Source organism: Bacteroidia bacterium (assembly GCA_033391075.1).
Classification (GTDB): Bacteria; Bacteroidota; Bacteroidia; order J057; family J057; genus JAWPMV01.
The window spans coordinates 6,015,652-6,038,083 of record JAWPMV010000001.1 but is presented as its reverse complement, the minus strand read 5'-3'; the positions used below and the strand labels follow the sequence as shown (position 1 = coordinate 6,038,083).

The following is a 22,432-nucleotide window of genomic DNA, read 5'->3' as shown; positions in this document are numbered from 1 at the left end:
TGCCAGCGGTTTGGCCCTGCAGAGCCCATCGGGAAAAGGGGCGGCATCTGTGGCTGGCTTTGGGCTCTGCGATTTTTGACTCCCCTCTTTTTCTAAAAAAGGGGGAAATACATTTTAAATCATTCTCTTTTGTTTTTATAAGGAAAACCTGGATTAGATTCTTTCGGCAATTTCTCTTACCTTTTTGCCATGGAGTTGCGCTATTCCATTCGAAGGATTCTCTTTGCAATCGGTCTCTTGCTGATGATCTCAGTTATTGGGACCATCGGCTTTGCCAGTATTGAGAATCTGAGCTGGGGAGACGCCATCTATATGACCATCACAACCATGAGTACGGTGGGATATGGATGGGAAACAGAGCCCAGTATGGCTGGTAAGACTTTCTCTGTCTTCCTGATCGTGATTAGCGCAGGTACTTTTATTTATGCAGTAGGAACCCTGACTACCTTCATTGTGGAGGGGGAAATGCGGCAAATCCTGAACAGATATCAATACAGCAGAAAAGTGAAGGAACTCAAAGATCATATCATCGTTTGCGGTCTGGGAAGAAATGGCCGGGAAGCAGTGAAGGAACTGCTGGAACAGGAGCAAAATTTTGTAGTGGTGGAAAAGGATGAAGACGTCATCGAACAATTCATCCGGGAGAATCAAGAAATTCTGGTTGTCAACGGAGATGCGACCCTGGAAGAGGTACTCGAACGGGCCAATATCCATACCGCCAAAGGCATCATCAGCTCGCTTTCTTCGGATGCTGACAATGTGTATATAACTCTTACGGCTCGAGGAATGAAACCCAGTTTGAATATTGTGGCTCGAGCCAATTACGAACATGTCATCCCCAAACTTCGCAGAGCCGGTGCCAATCATGTAATTGTCCCTAACCTTATCGGCGGACAGAAAATGGCCAACGTCCTCACTCGCCCTGCCCTGGTCGAATTTATCGAACTGATCTCAGGTCAGGGAAATTCATCTTTACACTTGAAAGACATCCTTTGTGAAGGCTATAGTGAAATGATCGGGAAAAGTCTGGCAGAACTGAATATTCGCTCCAAAACAGGGGTATTGGTACTGGGCTATAAGCGCGGCTATCAAGGGATCACCCTCAATCCTAATGTGCAGGAAAAACTCACCGAAAGAGATCGCCTCTTCATTATGGGGACAGAAGATCAATTGGAGAAGTTTCAGGAGGAGTATTTGGATGATTAATGGCTTTTATTCTCTTTTATTGTAATTGAGTTTTCTTCTTCTTTTCCTTAGATGAAAAGAAGCAAAAATCAAGCTGCTGCAAAGCCGACGCGCAATCCGACCCCCGCACCCAATGCAGCAGCCTGGCCCCGGCGCGCAAGGGGAAGTGTTGACGTGTTAGAGTATTAGCGTGTTGGTGTTGAAGTGGGACCAGGTAATTACAATCGCTAACACCCTAACACGCATATACCCAAACACCTTTCCCTCCCACTACCTTGGCGCTGCGATTTTTGACTCCATCTTTTTCTAAAAAAGATGGAAGAAGCCTTACAAAAAGATGGAAACGACTCCCTAAAAAAGATCAAACTACCTCTCCAAAAAAGAATAATACAGTTAAGGAAGTTAACCTTCAATTTTACCCAAAACCCAACTTAATCAGATTGAACCCTAATAATTCCATCTTAAGTTCTTAATTTTGCAGCATCTTAAACCCGCACCTTATTTTATGGAGTTACTAGACGGAAAAAAGATCTCCATGGAGATCAAAAATGAGATCAGAATAGAAGTTGATAAACTGTTGGAAGATGGGAAACGTCCTCCGCATCTGGTCGCTATTTTGGTGGGAGCAAATCCAGCTTCCAAAGTCTATGTAAAAAATAAGATGCAGGCCTGTGAATTTGTAGGCTATAGTTCGACCCTGAAAAGATTACCTGCGAACATAAATCAGGAAGATCTGCTCAATCAGGTAAAGCGTTTTAATGAAGATCCTGATGTAGATGGGATTTTGGTACAAATGCCTTTGCCCGATCACATCACGCCTCAGGAAATCACGCAGGCTATCCATCCCCATAAGGACGTTGATGGTTTTCATCCGGTGAATGTGGGACTGATGACCCTCAATTTCCCTTGCCTGATGCCAGCTACTCCCTCTGGAATCCTGGAGCTCCTCACTCGCTATAATATTGACACCAAAGGGAAGCATTGTGTAGTAGTGGGAAGAAGCCGGATTGTAGGCAGGCCTACTTCTATTATGATGTCGAGAGGGGGGAAGCCCGGAGAGGCAACCGTAACCCTTTGTCATAAGTATACACCAGCAGAAGATTTGAAGAGAATCTGTCCGCAGGCAGATATTATCATCGTAGCAGTAGGCAAACCTGACCTGATTACAGAGGATATGGTGAAAGAAGGAGCTGTGGTTATCGATGTAGGAATCACCCGTGTCCCTTCTGATAAAACCAGGTCCGGTTATAAATTGAAGGGAGATGTAGATTTTGAAAATGTATCAAAAAAGGCGAGCTTCATCACCCCTGTTCCGGGAGGAGTAGGACCCATGACCATCGCCATGTTGTTAAAAAATACCCTGGATACTTACAATCGTCAGTACGATGTATCCGCATTGGCAGTAGAATAGCTATGTTGCAGAAACTAAGAGCGAAAAAGGATAATGTGAATTACCGTCAGGCCAATCCCCTGCCGGTCATGGAGCAATTCTACACCCTGCAGGGAGAAGGATTCTGGACAGGAACTCCTGCTTACTTCATTCGCCTGGCGGGCTGTGATGTAGGCTGCCACTGGTGTGATGTAAAAGAATCCTGGGATCCCGCAGAAGAGCAATATCAGGAGGTTGAATTGATCGCCCAGACTGCCAAAGATTCTGGCGCAGAAAGGGTTGTGATCACTGGAGGAGAACCCAGCATCTACGACCTTACAAAATTGTGCGATGCCCTGCATGCGCTTGGACTCAAGGTACATATGGAAACGGCTGGCCCTCATGCTGCCAGTGGAGAAATAGACTGGTTGTGCCTTTCCCCGAAAAAATTCCTGCCGCCACTGGATGAATATTATGAAAAGGCGCATGAGCTCAAGGTGATCATATATAATGCCACTGATTTTGCCTGGGCAGAAATGCATGCGGCCCGTTGTCCGGAACATGTAGAGCTTTATTTCCAAACGGAATGGAGTCGCAGAGATCGCTTTACGGCAGAGATTGTTCAATATGTAAAAGACCATCCTCGCTGGAAGTTGAGCATGCAAACCCATAAGTATATCGATATTCCTTAAGGCATATCCAACATTCATTTTTTCTTTTCGTTTCATACATAAGTCGATGACAATTCCCGATAATCCCCCAATTCGGGTAGGTAAGATTCGGAATAAGGAAATATGGAAATAAGGGAAATACATTCCGAATTTTCTAATTGGAAAGAATAAGCCGCACATTCTTGAGAATTAAATCATTAGTAATGAAAAATATAGTCCGGGGAATGCTGCTCTTCTGCTTTCTGCAGATGACGGCCACTTCCTCTTTTGGTCAGACAAAACCCAAACCTGCAGATTTTGGGATCAAGTCTAAAAAGGCCATGAAGCTTTACCTTGAAGGATTGCAACAAGCCCAATGGCGCAACCGTCTGGAAGCCATCAATTTCTTTGAACAGGCCGTACAACTTGAGCCTAATTTTGCGCATGCTCACTACCAGATCGGGGTAAATGCCTATGTGAAAAAGAAATATGCAGATGCCCTCGATCATCTGGAAAAGGTAGACGAAATCAATCCCGCTGATTTTAAATCCCTCGATTTCTTTTTAGGGGAAGCTTATTTTTTCAATGAGCAGTACGACAAATCATCGGTAAAGCTTCAGGAGTTTCTAAATTCTGGAGCGGGCCGAAATATAGACCAAAGAAAGGCCAAAAGAACTTTGAGGCATGCCAGTTTTGCCGCAGAGGCCATCAATCATCCCGTCAAATTTGAGGCAATCAATATGGGAGATAACATCAATACGGCCAGGGATGAGTATTTGCCCTTCCTGACCGCGGATGATGGCTATATCCTTTTTACTTCTAAACGCCCACAAAGTGTAGGCGGCTTCAATCGCTCTTTGCAGGATTACTCTGAGGACTTTTTCTTTAGTGAAAAAGTAGATGGGCAATGGACGAAAGCAAAAAACCTGGGAACCCCCATCAATACAGTTGAAAATGAGGGAGCTGCCAGTGTTACCCAGGACGGTAAAATGATCTTTTTTACGGCCTGTAACCTTCCCAATGGCATGGGAAGTTGTGATATTTATTTTTCACGTCGAGAGGGAAGTAAATGGACCCGTCCGGTAAATCTTGGAGCGGCTGTAAACAGTGAAAGTTGGGATTCTCAGCCTTGTCTGTCTCATGATGGCAAGACCCTCTACTTTGCTTCCGGGCGAGTAGGAGGAAAAGGAGGAAGAGATATCTGGTACAGTAATCTGGTTGATGGGAAATGGACGGATGCAAAAAATTTGGGAGCGCCTGTGAATACAGCAGGGAATGAAGATTCTCCTTTTATCCATGCCGATGATAAAACCATGTATTTTTCTTCGGATTATCATCCGGGTTTTGGTGCACAGGATCTTTTCGTCAGCCATAGAGATGAAACGGAAACCTGGTCCCTGCCAAAAAATATGGGATATCCCTTAAATACGGTTGCAGATGAAAGCAATATTTTCGTAAGTGCCAGTGGGAAGAAAGGCTATATCAATTCGGATCGTGAGGGAGGTAAGGGAATGAGTGATCTTTATGAATTTGAGATGGCTCCTGAACTGCGTCCGAGGCTTGCGACCTACTTGAGAGGCCTGGTTGTGGATAGTTTGACAGAAAAACCCTTATACGCTCGCATTCAATTGATTGATGTTGAGTCTGGTGATACGATTCGTCAGGTTTTTTCGGGTAAACAGGATGGGAAATTTCTCATGAGCTTGCCTCTCGATAGAGATTATGCGGCCTATGTGGAAACGCCGGGATACTTGTTCACCAGTAAAAATTTCTCCCTCAAAAGTAGTGTGGAAGCTCCCTATTTCGACCTCCTGATCGAAATGAAAAAGCTGCGAAAAGATATCAGCATCGTGCTACCTAATTTGTTTTTTGATACGGGAAAGTGGGAGTTGAAAGAAACTTCTGAAGTAGAGCTGAAATTCCTGTTGAAGTTTCTCAGACAAAATCCCAAAATTTCTGTTGAGATTCAGGGGCATACGGATGATGTCGGACAGGAAAAAGACAATCTCGATCTCAGCCAGAGAAGAGCCGAAGCTGTGGCAGCCTATCTCTTAGAGCAAGGCATAGAACCTTACCGACTGGAAGCCAAGGGTTATGGCGAAAGTCAGCCGGTTGCCGGGAATATTACGGATGAGGATCGGGCACAAAATCGCCGTACAGAGATAAAGATTATAGAGGTTAAAGAATAGGACTTAGTCCTGCATTCGCCTAAATCTTTCTCCATCCCATTTATAGAGATGGCGACTGATGGGATAGGAAGCGGATTCATGGGAGTTCTGACTGATTTTCTTCAGTTCTTCTATGAATTCGGTATTATTGCTCCCCGTGATAAAGAGTAGATCTCTATTCGGAATCGCAATCACATATTCCCCATCTACGGGTAGATTTTCCTCTGTCCATAGATAAGACATCAAAATCAGGCTTACTTCATAATCTCCTCCCGCCGTGAGCATATATCGCCCTTCAGCTCCCTGTCGATTGATGGAGGGGAGCAGTCGATTTAGATTGTTTACCGCTAATTGCAAAAGCGTATCCCGGGAAATCCCCAGCTTTATGAAAGCTTCTTCTCCAAAATAGGAAATGCTGCTCCCCATATCCTCTGCATAAAAGATGTATAAATCATCATTGTAGGTTTCATACACGATGCTCTTTCGTTTTGCCTGCCCCTGAGAGAAACCCAGGACATAGTCCAGATATTCCTGGGTCTTAATGATGGGAACAATATTCTCAGGATTGATCCCTTCCTGGTCGATAAAGAGAAGTTTGCTTGATGCCACAAATCGAGCTACAATACTATCCAGGCTATCTGGCTCGGATTTATACTCCGAATAAGAATTGTCCAGGAAGTGCTTACTTTCTTTTCCTTCTTTCGTTTTGCCAATGATTTCCAGTTTATCGACCTGCTCAAAACTTACGCTGGGATGAGCTTTCTGGAGTACTTCGAGGTAGTATTTTGTATAGGCTTTCTCGCTCATTTTCTTTTGGGCGAAAAGGCAGCTACTACTCAGCAAAAAGATAGTAAGCAGGAATAGTTTGGGTGTGTTCATGATAAAAAGGCTAAGGGATATAAGATTCCAGAAAAGTACCTCTCAGGTCATCGACTACGTCTACATCTGAAAGTTCTGTCAAGAGATCGAAGCTTTTGTTTCCAGCTTCCAGCTCAGCAATGGCTTCCTTTCGCACATCAGCCGTACTCCAAACTTTATCTTCAAATACTTTGGGATAAAAGTCGGACATACCGATGAGGTAATAGCCTCCATCTTTAGCTGGCCCAATGACAAAATCTTTTTCATTCAGGACCTTATAAGCATTTTCGAGGATTTCGGTAGAAAGGGTAGCGCAATCACTCCCAATGATGCAAATCTGTTCATATCCCTGGTCAAATCCCCATGAAAAAGCATGTGACATTCTTTCGCCTAAATCTACTCCGACTTGTTGATGGCGAGAATAATCGGCTTCTGACCAAAGATCTGTCTCCGGCATTTGGTTTCCGAAAAAAACTACTTTATCTGCTTGTAAATTCAGGCTGATATCCCGGGTATGGGCGAGGAGTTTTCGGTACACTTCCAGGGCCAGATCATGACCGATTCCTGCGGCCAATCGGGTCTTGGATTTTCCTTTCTCGGGATGCTTTACAAAGATGAGGAGGAGTCGCCTGGGACTAGTATTCATATGGGAAAAATATTCCCCAAAGGTAGGAAAAAAAGGAAAGAGGTATGAGCTAGGATAAAACGGCCAGGATGATTCGCCAGGAATTGTTGCCCGCTTTATTTTCTACCAAATACCTCTGTATTGCTTATGGCTTACTTATTAAATTTAGCAAGCATGTTTTTAAAGTTCTTATTGCCGGGAGCCAGTCTTACTGCCTGCTCGATGTCTTTCTTCGCTAATTGCTGGTTGCCCAATTGATAATTCATTTCCGCACGTTTGGCATAAATGTTTGCGTCGCGAGGATTAAGGGCCAGCACTTTGTTAAAATCTTCCAGGGCTTTCTGGTAGAGAGATCTTCCTACATAGAGTTCTCCTCTTTGTCTGTATGCACTTGCATATCCGGGATTGATCTCAATGGCATGAGAGAAATCATCAATGGCCAAATTGGGCTTTTTCAATTCCATGTAAAGCAATGCCCGGAAGTAAAAGCCAGTTGCATCATTAGGATTGAGGCTGATAGCTTTCTCAAAGTCTGCCAGTGATTTTCTGGGCTGCTTTACGAACTGGTAAGCCTTTCCTCTATACAAATATGCACCGGGTGAAGTGGGAGCGAGATTGATGATCTTGCCATAATCTGCAATCGCTTCATAGTATTTGTGCATTCTTTCATACAAATATGCCCGATTCAGGTAAATCTCTGTATTCTTTGGAGAAAGCTGTGAAGCGGTAGTATAGTCATTGAGGGCATCTTTCATTTTGCCGATTTTCTCGTAGACTTTTGCCCTAGCATGATAATAGCGGCTTTCTCTGGGAGAGCTTTCTATGGCATGATTATAGGCTTCAACTGCATCGCTCAATCTTCCCCTTTGCTCTAATTGGATTCCATCTGAGAAAAAAGTTTCTGCGGAACTCAGGTTGAGATTTCCTCTTTCTTCGTACAGATCTTCAATTTCGCTGGCTTCTTCCTGAAGTAAGCTAGCTTCGATTCTGCTTTCACTCATGAAGCCTCCTGAACGATCGGTCTCTGTTACCAATTGGATTTCTTCATCCGGAAAGGTATCCGGATTTTCTTCTTCTGTCGTTTCCCAAACGTCTTCTGTTTTTTGCATGAGTTCAGGATCAACATAGAAGGTATCATCTACTTCTCCTTCCATGAGGAGATTGCGATTGTAGTGTGCTTTGATATGGCGTGGATTCAGACGAATTGCTTCGGAGAAATCCGCGATGGCTTGCTCTTCCTGTTTTAAATGCTGGTAAAGCAGTCCACGATTGTGATAGGCATTGGCATTGTCCGGGCTAAGGAAAATGACCTGATTGTAGGCTTGCAACACCTGGTCGTATTGCTCCAGTCCCTGAAAGCATTTGGCCATCAAATGATAAAGATTGGCACTTTCATGCGAATCGCTCAACTCCATTTGCTCAAAGAATTGCAGGGAGCTGATGTAATTTTCATTGCGAAGATTTACAATCCCCAATAACCAGTTCACGACATCATCAATGTCTCCGGCGATAAAACCTTCTTGCAAATCATAATTATCTCCCAGGGCAAGTTTACCCAGATTTTTGACCTGGCTACCCAGAAAATTGTTATTGTTTCGGAGAGAGATATAGCGGGTATGAAGATTTATGCTATCACGCTTGATTTCGGTATAGTTACCCCATACAACCAAATCTGCATTATATACCTGACCAATTCTTCTTGCCTCTTCGCTATTTTTGGGGCAGGCACCATCTCCCATAAATTTAACTTTGATCCCGAGATCCTCTCCTTCCTGGAAAAGATTCATTCTGTCCCTGACAGCGATTTCGTCAAAGGCATCCTCGGCGATACAATTGGGATATTCCTTGAAAGGTAGAAGCAGGATGTTATAGGAATCTCCACTACCAAAGGCAGAAAGGTAACTATCCTCTTCACTGGTCCAGCTTTCATCAAAATCAATCCCGGTAAAAATAAATACGGCTGCCAAAAGCATTCCCACCACTGCCAGTCCGATGCCTGTGTAAATTAAAGGCTTCGAATTGATCAGAGGAGCGAAATGGATGGTTTTTCTTTTAGGACGAGCGGTAAGGAAGCTAGGCTTATCTTCTACGGTTTGAAGCGAAGTCGGTTGATACCTTCGGTGATCTTCCACCCTTTCTTCCACTATTTCTCTTTCCTCAACTTTTGGCTGGAAGTCGAAAGATGCTTCTTCTACAACTTCTTTCGGTTCTTCTCGAACTTGAGGATTCCTGTTTAAGGGGACAATATTGGGATCCGTACTTTGGCGAAGCTTATTTTCTTCCCATTGTGGCCTGGGAGTAGGAATTTCTATTTTTTCTTCGATCGGCGCTTTTTCTTCCACCTTTACAGTTTCTTCGGGCGCTTCAAATCTGTTTTCTACAGGAGGAACAAAATTCTTTTCGATTTCTTCTTCCTGAGGAAGAGGAGGCCTAATCGGACTCTCTTCTACTGTTGGGGTCGCGCTTTTCTCTTCCTTGGTTGTAGATGCATTGCTCTGACGGTACATGATGTCCGTTTCCTTTATTCTCACTTCTCTAAGTGGGGGAAAGCTAGTCAATGCTTCCAGATCAGAACTCTTAACTTTGAGTCCAATAGCTGGTGTACTATGGGAATATTCTGTTTTAGAAACTACAGCTGTTTCTTCCGTTTTGATGAGTATTTTTTCCTCTTCTTTTGGAAGCTCATACACGGGTTCCAGTTCTATTTTCTCCTCTTCATTTTTTTCTAAAGAAGCTGCCAGAAGATCCAGTTCCATTTCCTCTTCTTCCTGAAGACTAACTGGATCTGCGGAAGAAAGAATATCGAGATCATTATTCAGACTTACCGTAGGTTTTTCTATAGGAGGAGGTGGTGGAATAATGGGAGCATCCAATCTTGCAGGCCCAGCACTCAGCATCTTCCAATCCAGGATGGTTTCATTGGCAGATAGATAGTAGAGTCCCCAATGGAAAGTGGTGTCCTGATTTTTTTCTTTGCTTTCCCAGTATTCATAGGGATCGCTGGGAATCTTTTTCATTTCACAGGGACGTGAGATTGCATCTGCCGCTTGTTCATAAGCAGCTTGCAGAGTTTTACCTGTCGATAATTCTGCATAAAATCTCGATCTAAAAAGATCCGCTTCCCGGTCCTGAAATTCAAAGTGTGTTCCGATTACGGCTGGAGCACCTGCAAAAAGCAGCTTTTCAATCGCATCCAGAGAAGCTCCTTTATCCAGATAAATGAGCTTTAAATCTTCCAAATGATCCAGAAAAAGACTGTCCCAGTCTATAGGTAGCCTTTTGCCTCCAGCGGCATTTAACAACCATTCATCTGACTGTAGTGATTCAGCCTCGAGGTGAACCAAAGTAAGGCCTGGTAGCGGTAAGCCTTCCTGCAACAATTCATGTGCGAAGGGGATACCGTCCTGATCTTCCCTGATAAGACTTATACTTTGATCTTTCTCGCTTAATTGTAAGATAGGTGCGAGAGAGTCATATAAAGATTTTAAGTGCTGTACCCCTTTTTTTTTCTTATTATGGTTGGCAAAAGCAAGGTAAACAGAAGCAGTGTACGTGCGATCCATAAATGGTGGATTTCCTTAACCTAAAAATACTAATTGATTACCTGAACGGGAATGGATAGGAATTTAATGGTTAATAAGCCTGTAAGACCTGTTACATTTTAAGCCTGAATCTATCGTTCGCAAAATGCGAATTTTATGGATTGTGAAAATATTCGCAAAATGAGAATCAGTAAAATCTTTATTTTTTTCGCTTTTGGTATAATTTCCTGCACTTCTCAGGAGGTGTCTGATAATCAGGGAGATAGAAGAAATACCCCTTTGGAGGGGATAAATCTGGAAATATTGGGCATTGCACAGGATGCTGGTTTTCCTCAGGCTAACTGCGAGAAATCCTGCTGTGCGGCGGTATGGAAAAAACCTGACTTAGAGCAAAAAGTGGTATCCCTGGGCCTGTTAGATTCTCACAAGGGGAAGCGCTTTATATTTGAAGCCACTCCAGATTTCTCCAGACAGCTACAGATCAGTAAGGAACGTCTCCCAAATTCTGAACTGAGCGGAGTATTTCTGACCCATGCGCATATCGGACATTATACAGGATTGATGTATTTGGGACATGAAGTAATGGGAGCGAAAGGGGTTCCCGTTTTTGTCATGCCTCGAATGAAGGAATACCTTAGCAATCATGGTCCCTGGGATCAGTTGGTTCGATATGAGAATATCGACTTGCAGGAGATGAAAGCTGATTCATTGATGGCAATCAGCGACTCTCTTTTTGTCAAGCCATTACTGGTTCCTCATAGAGATGAATATAGCGAAACGGTAGGCTATATGATTTATGGTCCGAGCAAGAAAGCTTTTTTCGTTCCGGATATAAATAAATGGTCGATCTGGGAAACAGATATAAAGGACATTATTCGCGAAGTGGATTATGCTTTTGTAGATGCTACGTTTTACGATGATTCTGAATTGCCTGGTAGAAATATCAAAGACATCCCTCACCCCTTTATCATCGAAAGTATGGAAATCTTCAAAGACCTGAGTCCAGAAGAAAAATCCCGGGTTTACTTTATCCATTTCAACCATACCAATCCCGTCATGCAAGTAGGGACTGAGGCTTCAAAAGCAGTGGAAGCAGCTGGCTTTAATATAGCGAGAGAAGGCCTCCGCTTCCGTTTATAATTCTGCTAGACAAAGGAGAGAATTTTTTCGATCACATAGGCCTGTTCTTCTTCTGTCAAGCTGGGATACATGGGTAAGCTCAGGCAGCTATTATAATAGGATTCTGTTTGTGGCAAATCTCCTCTTTTCCATCCTTTCTTTTGGTAGATGGGATGGAGGTGAAGGGGAACATAATGGACCTGGCAATAGATGCCCTGACTGCGTAGAAAATCGTAGAGTTCCTTTCTCCGCTCATACCGAATCACAAACAAATGATAGGCATGTCCTGCTGTATCGGCCAGACACTGGATCGGGCTATTGGCAAAGGCTTTCCGGTAAGCATGGGCAATCGCTCTTCTTCTTTCCAACCACTTTTCCGCATGTTTTAATTGAGTCAAGCCTAATCTCGCCTGGATATCTGTCAAGCGGTAGTTAAGCCCCACTTCCTGCAATTCATAATACCAGCCGCCTTCCTGTCTTTCGAGGAGTTCCGGATCTTTTGTAATGCCATGATTTCGGAGTCTTTTCAATCTATCTGCCAATTGCGGATCAGAACATGTGATCATGCCTCCTTCTCCAGTGGTGATATGTTTGGTAGGATGAAAGGAAAAGATGCTGAGATCAGCATAGGCTGCATTTCCTGTAGTATGTCTAGTATTTGTTTCATCCAGATAGAAGGCACCCGGCGCATGACAACTATCTTCGATAATCTTGCAGTTGTAGGTGTCTGCAATTTTCCTAAGCCGATCCATTTGCAGGGGAAAGCCCGCAAAGTCAACGGCAATGATGAGCTGGTAGTGATTGGCTGGAGCTTGCTCTAATTTATTTTGCAGTTTGTCCAGATCAATCAAGCCTGTTTCCCCATCAATATCTACAAAGTCAATTTCACCTCCTTCATGCAAAATGCAATTGGCGGAGGCTGCGAAAGTGAGCGAAGGGCAGAGGGCTCTGCTAGCTGAATCTACCTCCAGTGCTTTGGCGCAAAGGTGCAAGGCTGCGGTGCCATTAGCAACGGCAATGCCATAGGGAGCCCCGATATATTCCGCAAAAGCTTTCTCAAATTCTCCTACCCTTGGACCAGTAGTGAGAAATGGATCAGAAAGACTTTCCAGAATGGCAGCTTTGTCTTCCTGTGGGATGTATTGTTTGGCATAGGGGATTGGACCCATAATGTATAGAAATTTGCTCCAAAGATATTAACTTGAAGCTGATTCTTCCACAGCGGGCACCGATTATATGAAGAGACGTAAACTCCGGACCTATCTCATTCAGATACTCCTATTTATCCTGGCTTTTATCACAACCACTCTGGCAGGTGCCGAGTTGATTACAGGTAAATACTGGCTGAATTTTGGAACAGGTATTCCCGCAGATCGCATGCTGGAATTGAAAGACTTTTGGAAAGGCCTTCCGTATTCGATTAGTTTTCTGACCTTTCTCAGCTTTCATGAATTCGGGCACTACTTTATGGCTGTTTATCATAAAGTAAGATCAAGTCTTCCCTACTACATCCCGATTTTCATACCGATTCCTGGCATTTTAAATATAGGGTCATTTGGGGCCGTCATTCGCCTAAAGGAAATTCCGACCAGCACCCGCAAATTTTTTGATATCGGCATCGCAGGTCCTTTGGCTGGATTCGTTGTATCCATTTTCCTCTTATTGTATGGCTTTATGAATCTTCCTCCTATGGAGGAATATGTAATGGCGATCGAGCCCTTTTATGCCGAGCAATTTGGAGGAGTGCCGGAAGAATCTGTGATCATAACGGCCCTGGAAGCTGAAGTAGACTATTACGGATATTATGTTGGGACCAGTTTGCTCTTTGAGTTTCTGAAAGCTGTGATCCCCAGCGATCCCGCCCAAGTTCCCAATCATTTTGACCTCATCCATTATCCCTATCTTTTTGTAGGATATATCACCCTCTTTTTTACCGCACTCAATTTGTTGCCTATGGGTCAGCTGGATGGAGGCCATATTATTTATGGGATGTTCGGGCGAAAGATGGCGGGCTATATCGCTCGGGTAGGTTTGATTGGTCTCCTCTTTTTTGGAGGGACTGGACTGATGGAATTTCGAGGTATTCAGGCCTGGGATTACTTGGCTTTAGCGCTTTATGTCTTTTTCCTCCTCTACATATTTTCGAAAGTACTCGGCAGAGAGAATTGGCAAATAGCTGTCTTCAGTACCGTATTGATTCTGGCAATGCAGGTTCTGCTTAAATGGAATTTTCCGCGTATAGAGTTTAATTTTATATGGCTCTTGTATGCCTGGATGGTTGTGCGGTTTATTGGTCTGGATCACCCTCGGGCTTTCATTGAGCATAGAGTCAACTTCTCTCGACAGTTCTATGGCTACCTCGCTATCCTGATCTTTATTCTCTGCTTTACCCCTACACCCCTATCCATTATAGGCGCCTGATTAAATGGCTATTTCATAATAGTTCAGCGCCCATTCTTTCATATAGCGAACGCGATTCGGATCGATGCGATAAATGATCAATTCGGGATTGTCTAAGCTCCCCAGGTAATGTTCCAGTAGTCGATTCTTGTTCCAGATATCTTCCAAGAGGGCTCGGTCTGAGACTACTTCAGCTACTCCTGTGATACGGACCTGGTCATGATTGCTATTTACATAGCAAAGTTCCACCTTGGGATTGGCGGCAATTTCTTTTGTTTTGCCATAGGATTTGAGATTGGCAACATAGACGGTAAAACCTTCAGTTTTTACAGGGGATACGGGACGCAATCTGGCTTGATCCTCATCTATACTAGCCAGGATGGGAAATTTAGCTTCTTTCATCAGCTGTTGGGCGAGCTCAGCAAGTTTTGTTTCATCAATCGGTTTTGGTTGCGGTTTAGGCATAAAAGAAATGTTATTTTGGAGGCAAAATAAAAAAATATAGAATTCTTATGCGGCTAGTTTTTATGTTTCTCGGACTTACAGCTATGGTTCTCATCCCATTTGCTATCTGGGGAGAAGCATTGACGGATACTTTCTCTCAAGAAGGTTCTGTGGCCTGGTTGGAGAGCTATGGGAACTGGGCCATTTTTATGGGAATTCTTTTGCTCATCAGTGATTTGTTTTTGCCTATACCTGCGACGGTTGTCATGGCAGCCCTTGGATTTTTGTATGGCCCATTTTGGGGGGGAATTATCTCTACTGTAGGATCCTTTCTTTCGGGGGCACTTGCATATGGACTTTGCCGACTGGCGGGGATAAAGGGAGCTAAATGGTTATTGGGAGAGAAAGACCTGGAAAAAGGTGAGAAATTATTTAATAAAATGGGGGGCTGGATCGTTGCTTTGTCAAGATGGCTGCCGGTTTTTCCTGAGGTTATCGCCAGTCTGGCAGGTTTGAGTCAGATGAAAAGCAGAAGTTTCTTTCTGGCTTTGGCTTGCGGATCAGTTCCATTAGGATTTGTTTTCGCTTATATTGGAGCTATGGGAGTAGAGAATCCCTGGCTTTCTCTGGTTTTGAGTGCGGGAATACCCCCAATACTTTGGCTAGGGGTGAGATACTTTTTTAAACGAGAACTTGCTTAATAATTCCAGATATGAATATACGTGCTGAAAAATGGGAAGATGAAGAAGAGATATATCAACTGAATCAACTCGCTTTTAAAGGAGATGAGGAAAGCAAGTTGATAGATAAACTTCGTACAACACATTCCTTTATTCCTGAACTATCACTTATTGCTGAGAAGCAAAGCATCATTGTGGGGCATATCCTCTTTAGCCATATTCATATCGTAGGAAAAAAAGAATGGCCCAGCCTCGCATTGGCGCCGATGTCTGTACTCCCCGCCTATCAGCAGAAGGGAATCGGAACGGCTCTGGTAGAAGAAGGCTTGAAACGTGCGCGAGCCATGGGCTTTCCTTCTGTATTTGTCCTGGGGCATAAAGATTACTATCCTCGTTTTGGCTTCAGTAAAGCCTCAAAATGGAGTGTAAAGTGTCCGCTGGATGTGCCAGACGAAGCTTTTATGGCTATGGAACTCTTTCCCGCAGCTCTGGAAGGGAAATCCGGATTACTTAAATACTCCAAAGCTTTCGGAATTTAGGGTGTCAGGCTATAGCTAGCTTGTTTGCACCTCAGAAGAGAAAAGTAAAAACTCGTCCCTACTCCTTTCTCACTTTCAACAAAAATCTTTCCCCCATTCTTCTCGATATATTCTTTAACAAGGAGAAGTCCCAGTCCTACGCCTTTTTCTCCGGATGTACCGCTTGTGGATTTGTTGTACTCAAGCTGGAAAAGTTTTTCCAATTGATCTTCATCCATCCCGATGCCTGTATCAGATACTTTGATCAGAATCTCTTCATTCGAGAGCACTTCTGAGGAAAGGCAGACCTGATCATCAGCATGGGTGAATTTCAAGGCATTTCCAATCAGGTTTCGAAGAACTATTCGGATTTGATTGGGGTCAGCATAAATTTTATCCGTACCAGAAATATTATTGATAAGATGGATCTTCTTTTGGCTCGCAGTCATCTGATACATATTGCAAATCACAGCTGCCAGGCTAGAAATGCTGAATTCTTCTTTTAGGGAAACTTCTCCTTCCATTTGACTCTTAGACCAATCCAGCAAGTTTACCATCGCATTTCCTATATTTTCGATCTTTTGACTGATCTTTTCCTTAATCAAATTGAGATCTCTCGCTGCCAGAATTTCCGGGTCGAGCATATTGGTGATACCCTGAAGGGTAGTGATTGGACTGCGAAGGTCGTGAGAAATGATAGAGAATATTTTGTTTTTTTGATGGTTGAGCTGTTGGAGCTGCTCCGCTTGATTTTCAATTTCATTTTTTTGCTCAAGGAGCTCGGTAGTTTGAATCGCAACCAGTTTCGATAATTTCTTTTTCTGAGCTTTGATGAAAGAAATCCGGATCAAAACCAAAGAACTGATAAGTGCCAGGGGGCCTAGCCAAAAGAGTAATCGTGCCCACCAACTTTGGTACCAATAGGGGAGAATTTCGAAATGGATTTTTCTGATCGGGCTCCATATGCCATCCCGATTGGCTCCTTTTAGCATAAACACATATTCTCCGGCATCCAGATTGGTATAGGTAGCTATAGTTCGATTTCCTACTTTATTCCAATCTTCATCAAAACCCTGAAGCATATATTCATATTCATTTTTATCAGGGCTGGTCATATTTACTCCCTGAAATTCGAGGCTAAAAGCAGATTGGTTTTTCTCTAATATAATTTGGCTTTGAGAGTTGATATGTGAGTGTAAGGGGGAATCCTTTTCCCCAATTTCAACCTCTTTATTGAATAGTTTGAATGAGGTGAGTTGCATTTGAGGTGCATAGGGACTTCGCTTCAAATTGCGAGGATCAAAATGATTGAACCCATTGACCCCACCTACAAACAATTCTTTTTTCGAACTGAGGTAAAAAGAATTGAAGAAGAACTCATCAGCCTGGAGACCATCTGATTTAGTAAAGATTTCAAAGTGAAAGCCTTGCTCATCTTCTGTCATTTTTGCCAACCCTTTCGCTGTACTTATCCAAAACTCTCCTTCCTCATATTGAATAATGTCTTTTATGAAATTACTGGGAAGTCCATCTCCGGTATGAAAATGAGTAAAATTCTCCTTTTCTCGATCGTATAAGTTCAGCCCATTCACCGTTCCTACCCATAATCTGTGTTGGGAATCTTCAAAAATGCTGTGGACATTTGGAGCGCTAATAGAGGATTTTTTCTCCTGGCTGTATGAGAAGTGCTTGATTGTATAATTATTATGATCGATCATGCTGATTCGATCCAATCCTAAGACAGTTGCTACCCAAATGTCTCCACTGAGATCATCAATCTCCAGATCGTAGGTCATATAGTGGGACATCAGGGCATCATTGTACTTTTGATAGCCTATATTGAAAAAATCTCCTGTCGATCGATTGAATCTGGAAATCCCATATCCCCAGGTCGATAACCAGAGGTCTCCATTCTTATCTTCCTTGATGTTAAAGACACTATTGCTACCTATCGAATTGGGAAAAGCATTGTTTTTATAGGTTTTGAAGGTTTGGGTTTTGGGATCATATCTGTTCAAGCCCCCATTCCAGTTCCCGGTCCAAATAATGCCGCGAGAATCTTTTAAGATGCAAAGAACTTCATTGCTGCCCAGGGTATTTGGGTTTTGAGGATCATGATTGAGAAAGGAGTAATGCTTGTTTTTTCGATCCCAAACGCTGATTCCCCCACCATCAGTTCCTATCCAGATATTGTCTCCATCTTCCAGAAAAGAAGTAACTGTACTGAATTTGAGTCGAAAGCCAAAGAGTTGATCTTTGTGGTTAAAATTGATTGCATAAGGATCGTAGAGGAAGAATCCCTGGTTGTTTGAACCAAAGAAGAACCTTCCGGTTTTATCTTCAAATATTTCCTGTATACTATTGGATTTCAGGCCAAGTTTGTCAGGAATATCTTTTGTGTAGGAGTGAAATGATTCTTGTTCCGGCAGGTATAAATTTATCCCCTGACTCTCTGTGCCGATCCATATCTTCTGTTCTGAATCTTCATACACACTAAAAATGCTGTGATCATTTAGGATTGGATTTCTTTTATCATAGAAAGATTTGAAAACCCACCTGCCAAATTGATTCTGACTAATTTTGAAAAGTCCTTTTTCGAAGCTTGCTACCCATACATTACCTTTACTATCGGCCAGGAGTTCGCGGACTTCTCCTACAGCATTATCTCCTTCATTGGAAATAACTTCATGCAGAGAATTGTTTTTTCGCTCCCAGATATATAAACCATGACTGCTTCCGAACCATAAATTGTTACCTACCTCTTCCATGGAATTGATTTCCATTTTTTCTAACTCTTGTAGTTCCACTTGCTCCGGTCTGACAAGAGAATTTTTCGCTGCATTTAATACAAATAATCCATGTTGTGTTCCTACCCACAATTTCCCTTTCTTATCTTCATGGAGGGATAAGGCGTCGAGGTAAGGCTCTCGTCCAATAGAAGGGTCCTTGTTGAGTACAACAAAATTATCCTGATCTTCCACATAGCGAGCGAGCGAATGATAAGTCGCGATCCATAATTGTTGCTGTGAATCTATAAGAAGGTCGTTGATTCGGTTGTCAGGAATAGAGGTAGAATCTGCCTCGTCCATTTCAAAGATTTTGATTTGTGTACCATCGAAACGATTCAATCCTCCTCCTGTACCCATCCAGATATATCCTCGATGGTCTTCAACTATGCATCGCACGTTGTTTTCGGATAATCCCTCAGTAAATTGTTGGAAATAAAGTGTTGGAATGTCATCATGAGGATTTGACATAAGCAAACCCATGTGGACGGGGAGCAGAAGACAAAAGAGCAAGTATGCTTTTAGGCGGAATTCAGGACTAAAATTATTCGGCATACGATAAGAAAACAGGGGATAGATTTTCTCTAGAATTAATGTTAGGAAAAGTCTTGGGGGAATGCCAGACAGAATAATGGAGAATAAAACGTCCTTTTTAGCAGGTAAATTTTTCTCTCAGAAGGAAATGATTCAGCACCTTTTGGCTCTATAAGCTTCAAATAGCGTTATAAACGGCACTCGATCGCCTCAAATAATTCGAAAATCGAAATATTTGGTATTCAAAAAAGCCAAAGCCTAACAGGGCTTAGGTATGTCGATGATTTGTACAAAGAAGATCCAGGAGCTGTTCGGGCTCTTGAAAGAGGTGATCCGGCTTTTGAGATTCCAATAATTCTACCGAATTGAATCCCCAGCAGACGGCAATAGAGTCGATGCCGACTTTCTGTGCAGCTGCAACATCTCTGATTTCATCCCCGATCATTATTACTTCAGCGGGTTTTAGTCGATTCTTTTTCAGGATATTGTTTAGGTAACGGGCTTTCCCGAAAAGTGAATCCGAGCTTTGGATGAACTCGAAGTAATTCAATTCATTGGTTGAGAGAAATTCCTGTACGCCTTCCTGGGTATTGGAAGTGAGGATACCCATTTTATAGCCTTGTTGATGCAGGATTTTGATGGTTTCTGGCATCCCCTGTATGGGTTTTACCAAATGGATATGTTTTCTGAAGTGGGTGCGGGCTTTACGGATGAAGCGAGGGAGCTGTAGCCAACTCAGTCCGGATAGTTTCAATAATTCCTTTACCCGCTTATTCTTCAATTCCACAAACTGCTCCTTGCTCACCTCAGGAAGATTGAACTCATCCTTGAGATCACTGACGATATTCATGGCAATACTCAAGGTATCTGCAATGGTGCCATCAAAATCAAATATGAGCAGTGATTTGTTCATGCTATTATAAATCCCTAATTCGGCTAAGTTCGCAAATTTCCCTGTAGAATATAATTCAATTAGCCCTATGTGTAATGTATGCGAATAATTTGACATATTTAGGCTGATTTTTCCTCCTTCCTGCCTAATGGAAGGGATCTAACCATCGACGAAAAGAAACATGCATCCTACTACATCTATAGGTACTCCCTTTTTTAAACGTATTTCTATCCATAAGTATGCATTCTTGCTCCTTTTATTTCTTTACCTGGGACAAGAAATTAGCCTTGCCCAGCTGACTCCTCCTGAGCTGAGTGTCTCTTATATCATGCGCGATCCCAAATGGATCGGAACTTCTCCCAGCAATGTGCGCTGGTCAGATGATAGTAAAAAGATCTATTTCAACTGGAATCCTGAAAAAGCTCAAAGCGACTCTTTATATAGTATAGCGGTTGAAGGTGGAGATGCTGTAAAGGTTCCTTTTGAGGAAAGAAAGCATTTGACTTTCCGTAATGATTTTACTGAGGATCGTTCTCAAAAGATTTATGAGAGATATGGGGATCTCTTTATTCAGGATATGGAAAGCGGGCAAATTCAGCAGTTGACTTTTACCCAGGATCGCGAAGGATTGATTGGATTTGTCCATGAAGAAACTGCTATAGCCTATGTAAGAGATAACAACATCTTTCTCTGGGAAATCGCTAGCGGAATTACCCGTCAGATCACGGATTTTCGAAGGGGGATGGGACCGAAAGGAGAAGGATTTAAAAATAGCCAGAAAGAATGGGTCGAACAGGAAGAACTCAAATTGATCCAGTATTTAAAGGAGCAAAAAGAGAAAAGAGAGGCTTCGGCAGAAGCTGCAAAGAGAGAAAGACCTGAAAGTCCAGAGTCTTTCTATTATGGAAGTGGAAGAATAGGCTGGCCAAGTTTGAGTCCTGATGGCAAGTTTGTGAGTTTTAGGGTAAGTAGATCGGCAGACGCCAAGCAGACGAAAGTCCCGGATTATATTCAGTCTTCTTCTTATACCGAAGAAAGACAAGCTCGGCCGAAAGTTGGTTCTCCGCAAAGTAGCTATACTTCCTACCTATATGACAAGGAAAGGGATACGGTTTTGAAGATCGTAGGGAAAGATTTACCGGGTTTTGATGAGGAGGCAGCGTATATAGTAGAGTATCGTGAGGCAGGCAAAGAGGTGAAAGCTCCCAAAAAGAAATTGATCATCATGGATGCGATTTGGTCTGAAACAGGAAGCAATGCCCTGGTGATCGCCAAATCTTTAGATTATAAGGATCGTTGGATTTGTTTGTTGGATAAGGAAAGTGGTGAATTGAAAAGCCTGGATCACCAGCATGATGAAGCCTGGATTGATGGTCCGGGTATTGGGCGTTGGACTCAGGCGGTAGGGACTGCGGGTTGGATGCCGGATGGAGAACATGTCTATTTTCAGTCAGAGGAAAGCGGTTATTCTCACTTATATACAGTGAATATCAATACCGGTAAGAAAAAGGCTTTGACAAAAGGTAAATTTGAGGTCTTTGGTCCCATTATCTCACAGGATAAAACTTTCTGGTATTTTACTTCCAGCGAGCTTCATCCAGGAGAAAGGCATTTATATAAAATGCCGATTGATGGAGGGAAGGCTATAAAACTGACCTCTATGTCTGGAAACAATAACTGTTTCCTTTCCCCTGATGAATCTCATATCGCTATCCTGCATTCAAGTGGAAACAGACCCTGGGAACTATTTATTCAGAAAAATGAAGCGGGAGCAGAAGCAAAGCGCTTGACAAATTCTCTTTCTGAGGAATTTTTATCCTATCCCTGGAGAGAACCGGAGTATATCACTTTCAAAGCACGAGATAAGGCTAAAGTTCATGCAAGATTGTATCGGCCTGAAAATCCGGAAGCCAATGGTCCGGCAGTGATTTTTGTGCATGGTGCAGGTTATTTACAAAATGCCCATAAATGGTGGAGTAGCTATTTCAGAGAATACATGTTTCACAATTTGCTGGTGGATAAAGGATATACGGTATTGGATATGGATTTTCGAGCCAGTGCCGGTTATGGCCGGGATTGGCGAACAGCGGTTTATCGTTATATGGGAAGTTGGGATTTATGGGATCAGGTAGATGGTGCAAAGATGTTAGTGGATGAATATGATGTTGATGCGGAAAGAATCGGAATCTATGGTGGATCTTATGGAGGCTTCATTACACTGATGGCAATGTTTACTGAGCCGGAGGTGTTTAGATCAGGAGCAGCCTTGCGTCCGGTAACTGATTGGGCGCATTATAATCATAACTATACAGCTTCAATGTTGAATCAACCGCAGGATGATAGTTTGGCTTATGTTAGAAGTTCGCCCATCTATCATGCAGAGGGTTTAGTCGGCAGTCTGTTGATCTGCCATGGAATGGTAGATACGAATGTTCACTTTCAGGATGTAGTTCGACTGGCTCAGCGTTTGATTGAGCTAGGAAAAGAGAATTGGGAAGTCGCGATGTATCCGGTAGAGGGGCATGGCTTTCGTGAGCCAAGTAGCTGGACGGATGAGTATCGAAGGATTTTCAAGTTGTTTGAGGATACGTTGAAGTGACCCCATCGCGCATTCCCCATTCCCCTTGAAAAGGGAATGCGCCCGCGAGCCCAAATGGATTAT

At 43.0% G+C, this 22,432-nt stretch carries 16 protein-coding genes; 9 read left to right on the top strand and 7 right to left on the bottom strand.

The genetic code is table 11. The annotated features are described in order from the left end of the window. Nucleotides 1-189: 189 nt before the first annotated feature. From R8P61_23985 to R8P61_23970, 4 genes are all read left to right on the top strand, one after another. Nucleotides 190-1,206 carry a potassium channel protein gene (locus tag R8P61_23985; protein MDW3650155.1) on the top strand — a complete coding sequence of 339 codons (1,017 nt, stop codon included), beginning with the start codon at nt 190-192 and terminating at the stop codon, nt 1,204-1,206. Between the two features lie 484 nt (nt 1,207-1,690). Continuing rightward, nucleotides 1,691-2,596: a bifunctional 5,10-methylenetetrahydrofolate dehydrogenase/5,10-methenyltetrahydrofolate cyclohydrolase gene (locus tag R8P61_23980; protein ID MDW3650154.1), complete on the top strand. Its 906-nt coding sequence runs from the start codon at nt 1,691-1,693 to the stop codon at nt 2,594-2,596. Nucleotides 2,597-2,598: 2 nt separating this feature from the next. After that, nucleotides 2,599-3,246: a 7-carboxy-7-deazaguanine synthase QueE gene (locus R8P61_23975; GenBank protein ID MDW3650153.1), complete on the top strand. Its 648-nt coding sequence runs from the start codon at nt 2,599-2,601 to the stop codon at nt 3,244-3,246. A 182-nt stretch (nt 3,247-3,428) separates the two neighbouring features. Beyond that, nucleotides 3,429-5,393, top strand: a complete 1,965-nt coding sequence (locus R8P61_23970) for an OmpA family protein (GenBank protein MDW3650152.1) — start codon at nt 3,429-3,431, stop codon at nt 5,391-5,393. A gap of 3 nt (nt 5,394-5,396) precedes the next feature. On the opposite strand, the gene R8P61_23965 is transcribed toward R8P61_23970, so the two are convergent. The 3 genes from R8P61_23965 to R8P61_23955 form a co-directional block, all read right to left on the bottom strand. After that, complete coding sequence (locus tag R8P61_23965) at nt 5,397-6,251, bottom strand: DUF1444 family protein (protein MDW3650151.1); 855 nt, start codon at nt 6,249-6,251, stop codon at nt 5,397-5,399. 10 nt (nt 6,252-6,261) lie between these two features. Continuing rightward, nucleotides 6,262-6,876, bottom strand: coding sequence for a TIGR04282 family arsenosugar biosynthesis glycosyltransferase (locus R8P61_23960; protein ID MDW3650150.1), 615 nt, complete (start codon nt 6,874-6,876; stop codon nt 6,262-6,264). A gap of 131 nt (nt 6,877-7,007) precedes the next feature. Beyond that, the gene (locus tag R8P61_23955; GenBank protein ID MDW3650149.1) at nt 7,008-10,418 is read right to left on the bottom strand and encodes a tetratricopeptide repeat protein; all 3,411 of its coding nucleotides are present in this window, start codon (nt 10,416-10,418) and stop codon (nt 7,008-7,010) included. A 159-nt stretch (nt 10,419-10,577) separates the two neighbouring features. On the opposite strand from R8P61_23955, the gene R8P61_23950 reads away from it, so the two are divergent. Beyond that, complete coding sequence (locus R8P61_23950; protein ID MDW3650148.1) at nt 10,578-11,537, top strand: MBL fold metallo-hydrolase; 960 nt, start codon at nt 10,578-10,580, stop codon at nt 11,535-11,537. Between the two features lie 5 nt (nt 11,538-11,542). Here R8P61_23950 and pseC read toward each other — a convergent pair whose 3' ends face one another. After that, entirely contained in the window at nt 11,543-12,685 is a 1,143-nt protein-coding gene (gene pseC / locus R8P61_23945; GenBank protein ID MDW3650147.1) for a UDP-4-amino-4,6-dideoxy-N-acetyl-beta-L-altrosamine transaminase, read from the bottom strand. A gap of 67 nt (nt 12,686-12,752) precedes the next feature. Here pseC and R8P61_23940 point away from each other — a divergent pair, with 67 nt between their 5' ends. After that, entirely contained in the window at nt 12,753-13,937 is a 1,185-nt protein-coding gene (locus tag R8P61_23940) for a site-2 protease family protein (GenBank protein ID MDW3650146.1), read from the top strand. Here R8P61_23940 and R8P61_23935 read toward each other — a convergent pair whose 3' ends face one another. Beyond that, nucleotides 13,938-14,381, bottom strand: coding sequence for a pyridoxamine 5'-phosphate oxidase family protein (locus tag R8P61_23935; GenBank protein MDW3650145.1), 444 nt, complete (start codon nt 14,379-14,381; stop codon nt 13,938-13,940). A 47-nt stretch (nt 14,382-14,428) separates the two neighbouring features. On the opposite strand from R8P61_23935, the gene R8P61_23930 reads away from it, so the two are divergent. After that, nucleotides 14,429-15,061 (top strand): VTT domain-containing protein, encoded by a 633-nt coding sequence (locus R8P61_23930; GenBank protein MDW3650144.1) that lies wholly within the window; start codon nt 14,429-14,431, stop codon nt 15,059-15,061. Between the two features lie 11 nt (nt 15,062-15,072). After that, nucleotides 15,073-15,579, top strand: a complete 507-nt coding sequence (locus R8P61_23925) for an N-acetyltransferase (GenBank protein ID MDW3650143.1) — start codon at nt 15,073-15,075, stop codon at nt 15,577-15,579. On the opposite strand, the gene R8P61_23920 is transcribed toward R8P61_23925, so the two are convergent. Both R8P61_23920 and R8P61_23915 read right to left on the bottom strand, forming a co-directional pair. Then, nucleotides 15,576-18,815: a two-component regulator propeller domain-containing protein gene (locus R8P61_23920; protein ID MDW3650142.1), complete on the bottom strand. Its 3,240-nt coding sequence runs from the start codon at nt 18,813-18,815 to the stop codon at nt 15,576-15,578. The two genes, R8P61_23925 and R8P61_23920, sit on opposite strands and share 4 nt — an antisense overlap. Nucleotides 18,816-19,146: 331 nt before the next feature. Beyond that, the gene (locus R8P61_23915; protein ID MDW3650141.1) at nt 19,147-19,791 is read right to left on the bottom strand and encodes an HAD-IA family hydrolase; all 645 of its coding nucleotides are present in this window, start codon (nt 19,789-19,791) and stop codon (nt 19,147-19,149) included. Between the two features lie 160 nt (nt 19,792-19,951). Between R8P61_23915 and R8P61_23910 the strand changes: the two genes are divergently transcribed. Continuing rightward, entirely contained in the window at nt 19,952-22,369 is a 2,418-nt protein-coding gene (locus R8P61_23910; protein MDW3650140.1) for a prolyl oligopeptidase family serine peptidase, read from the top strand. Nucleotides 22,370-22,432 lie beyond the last annotated feature (63 nt).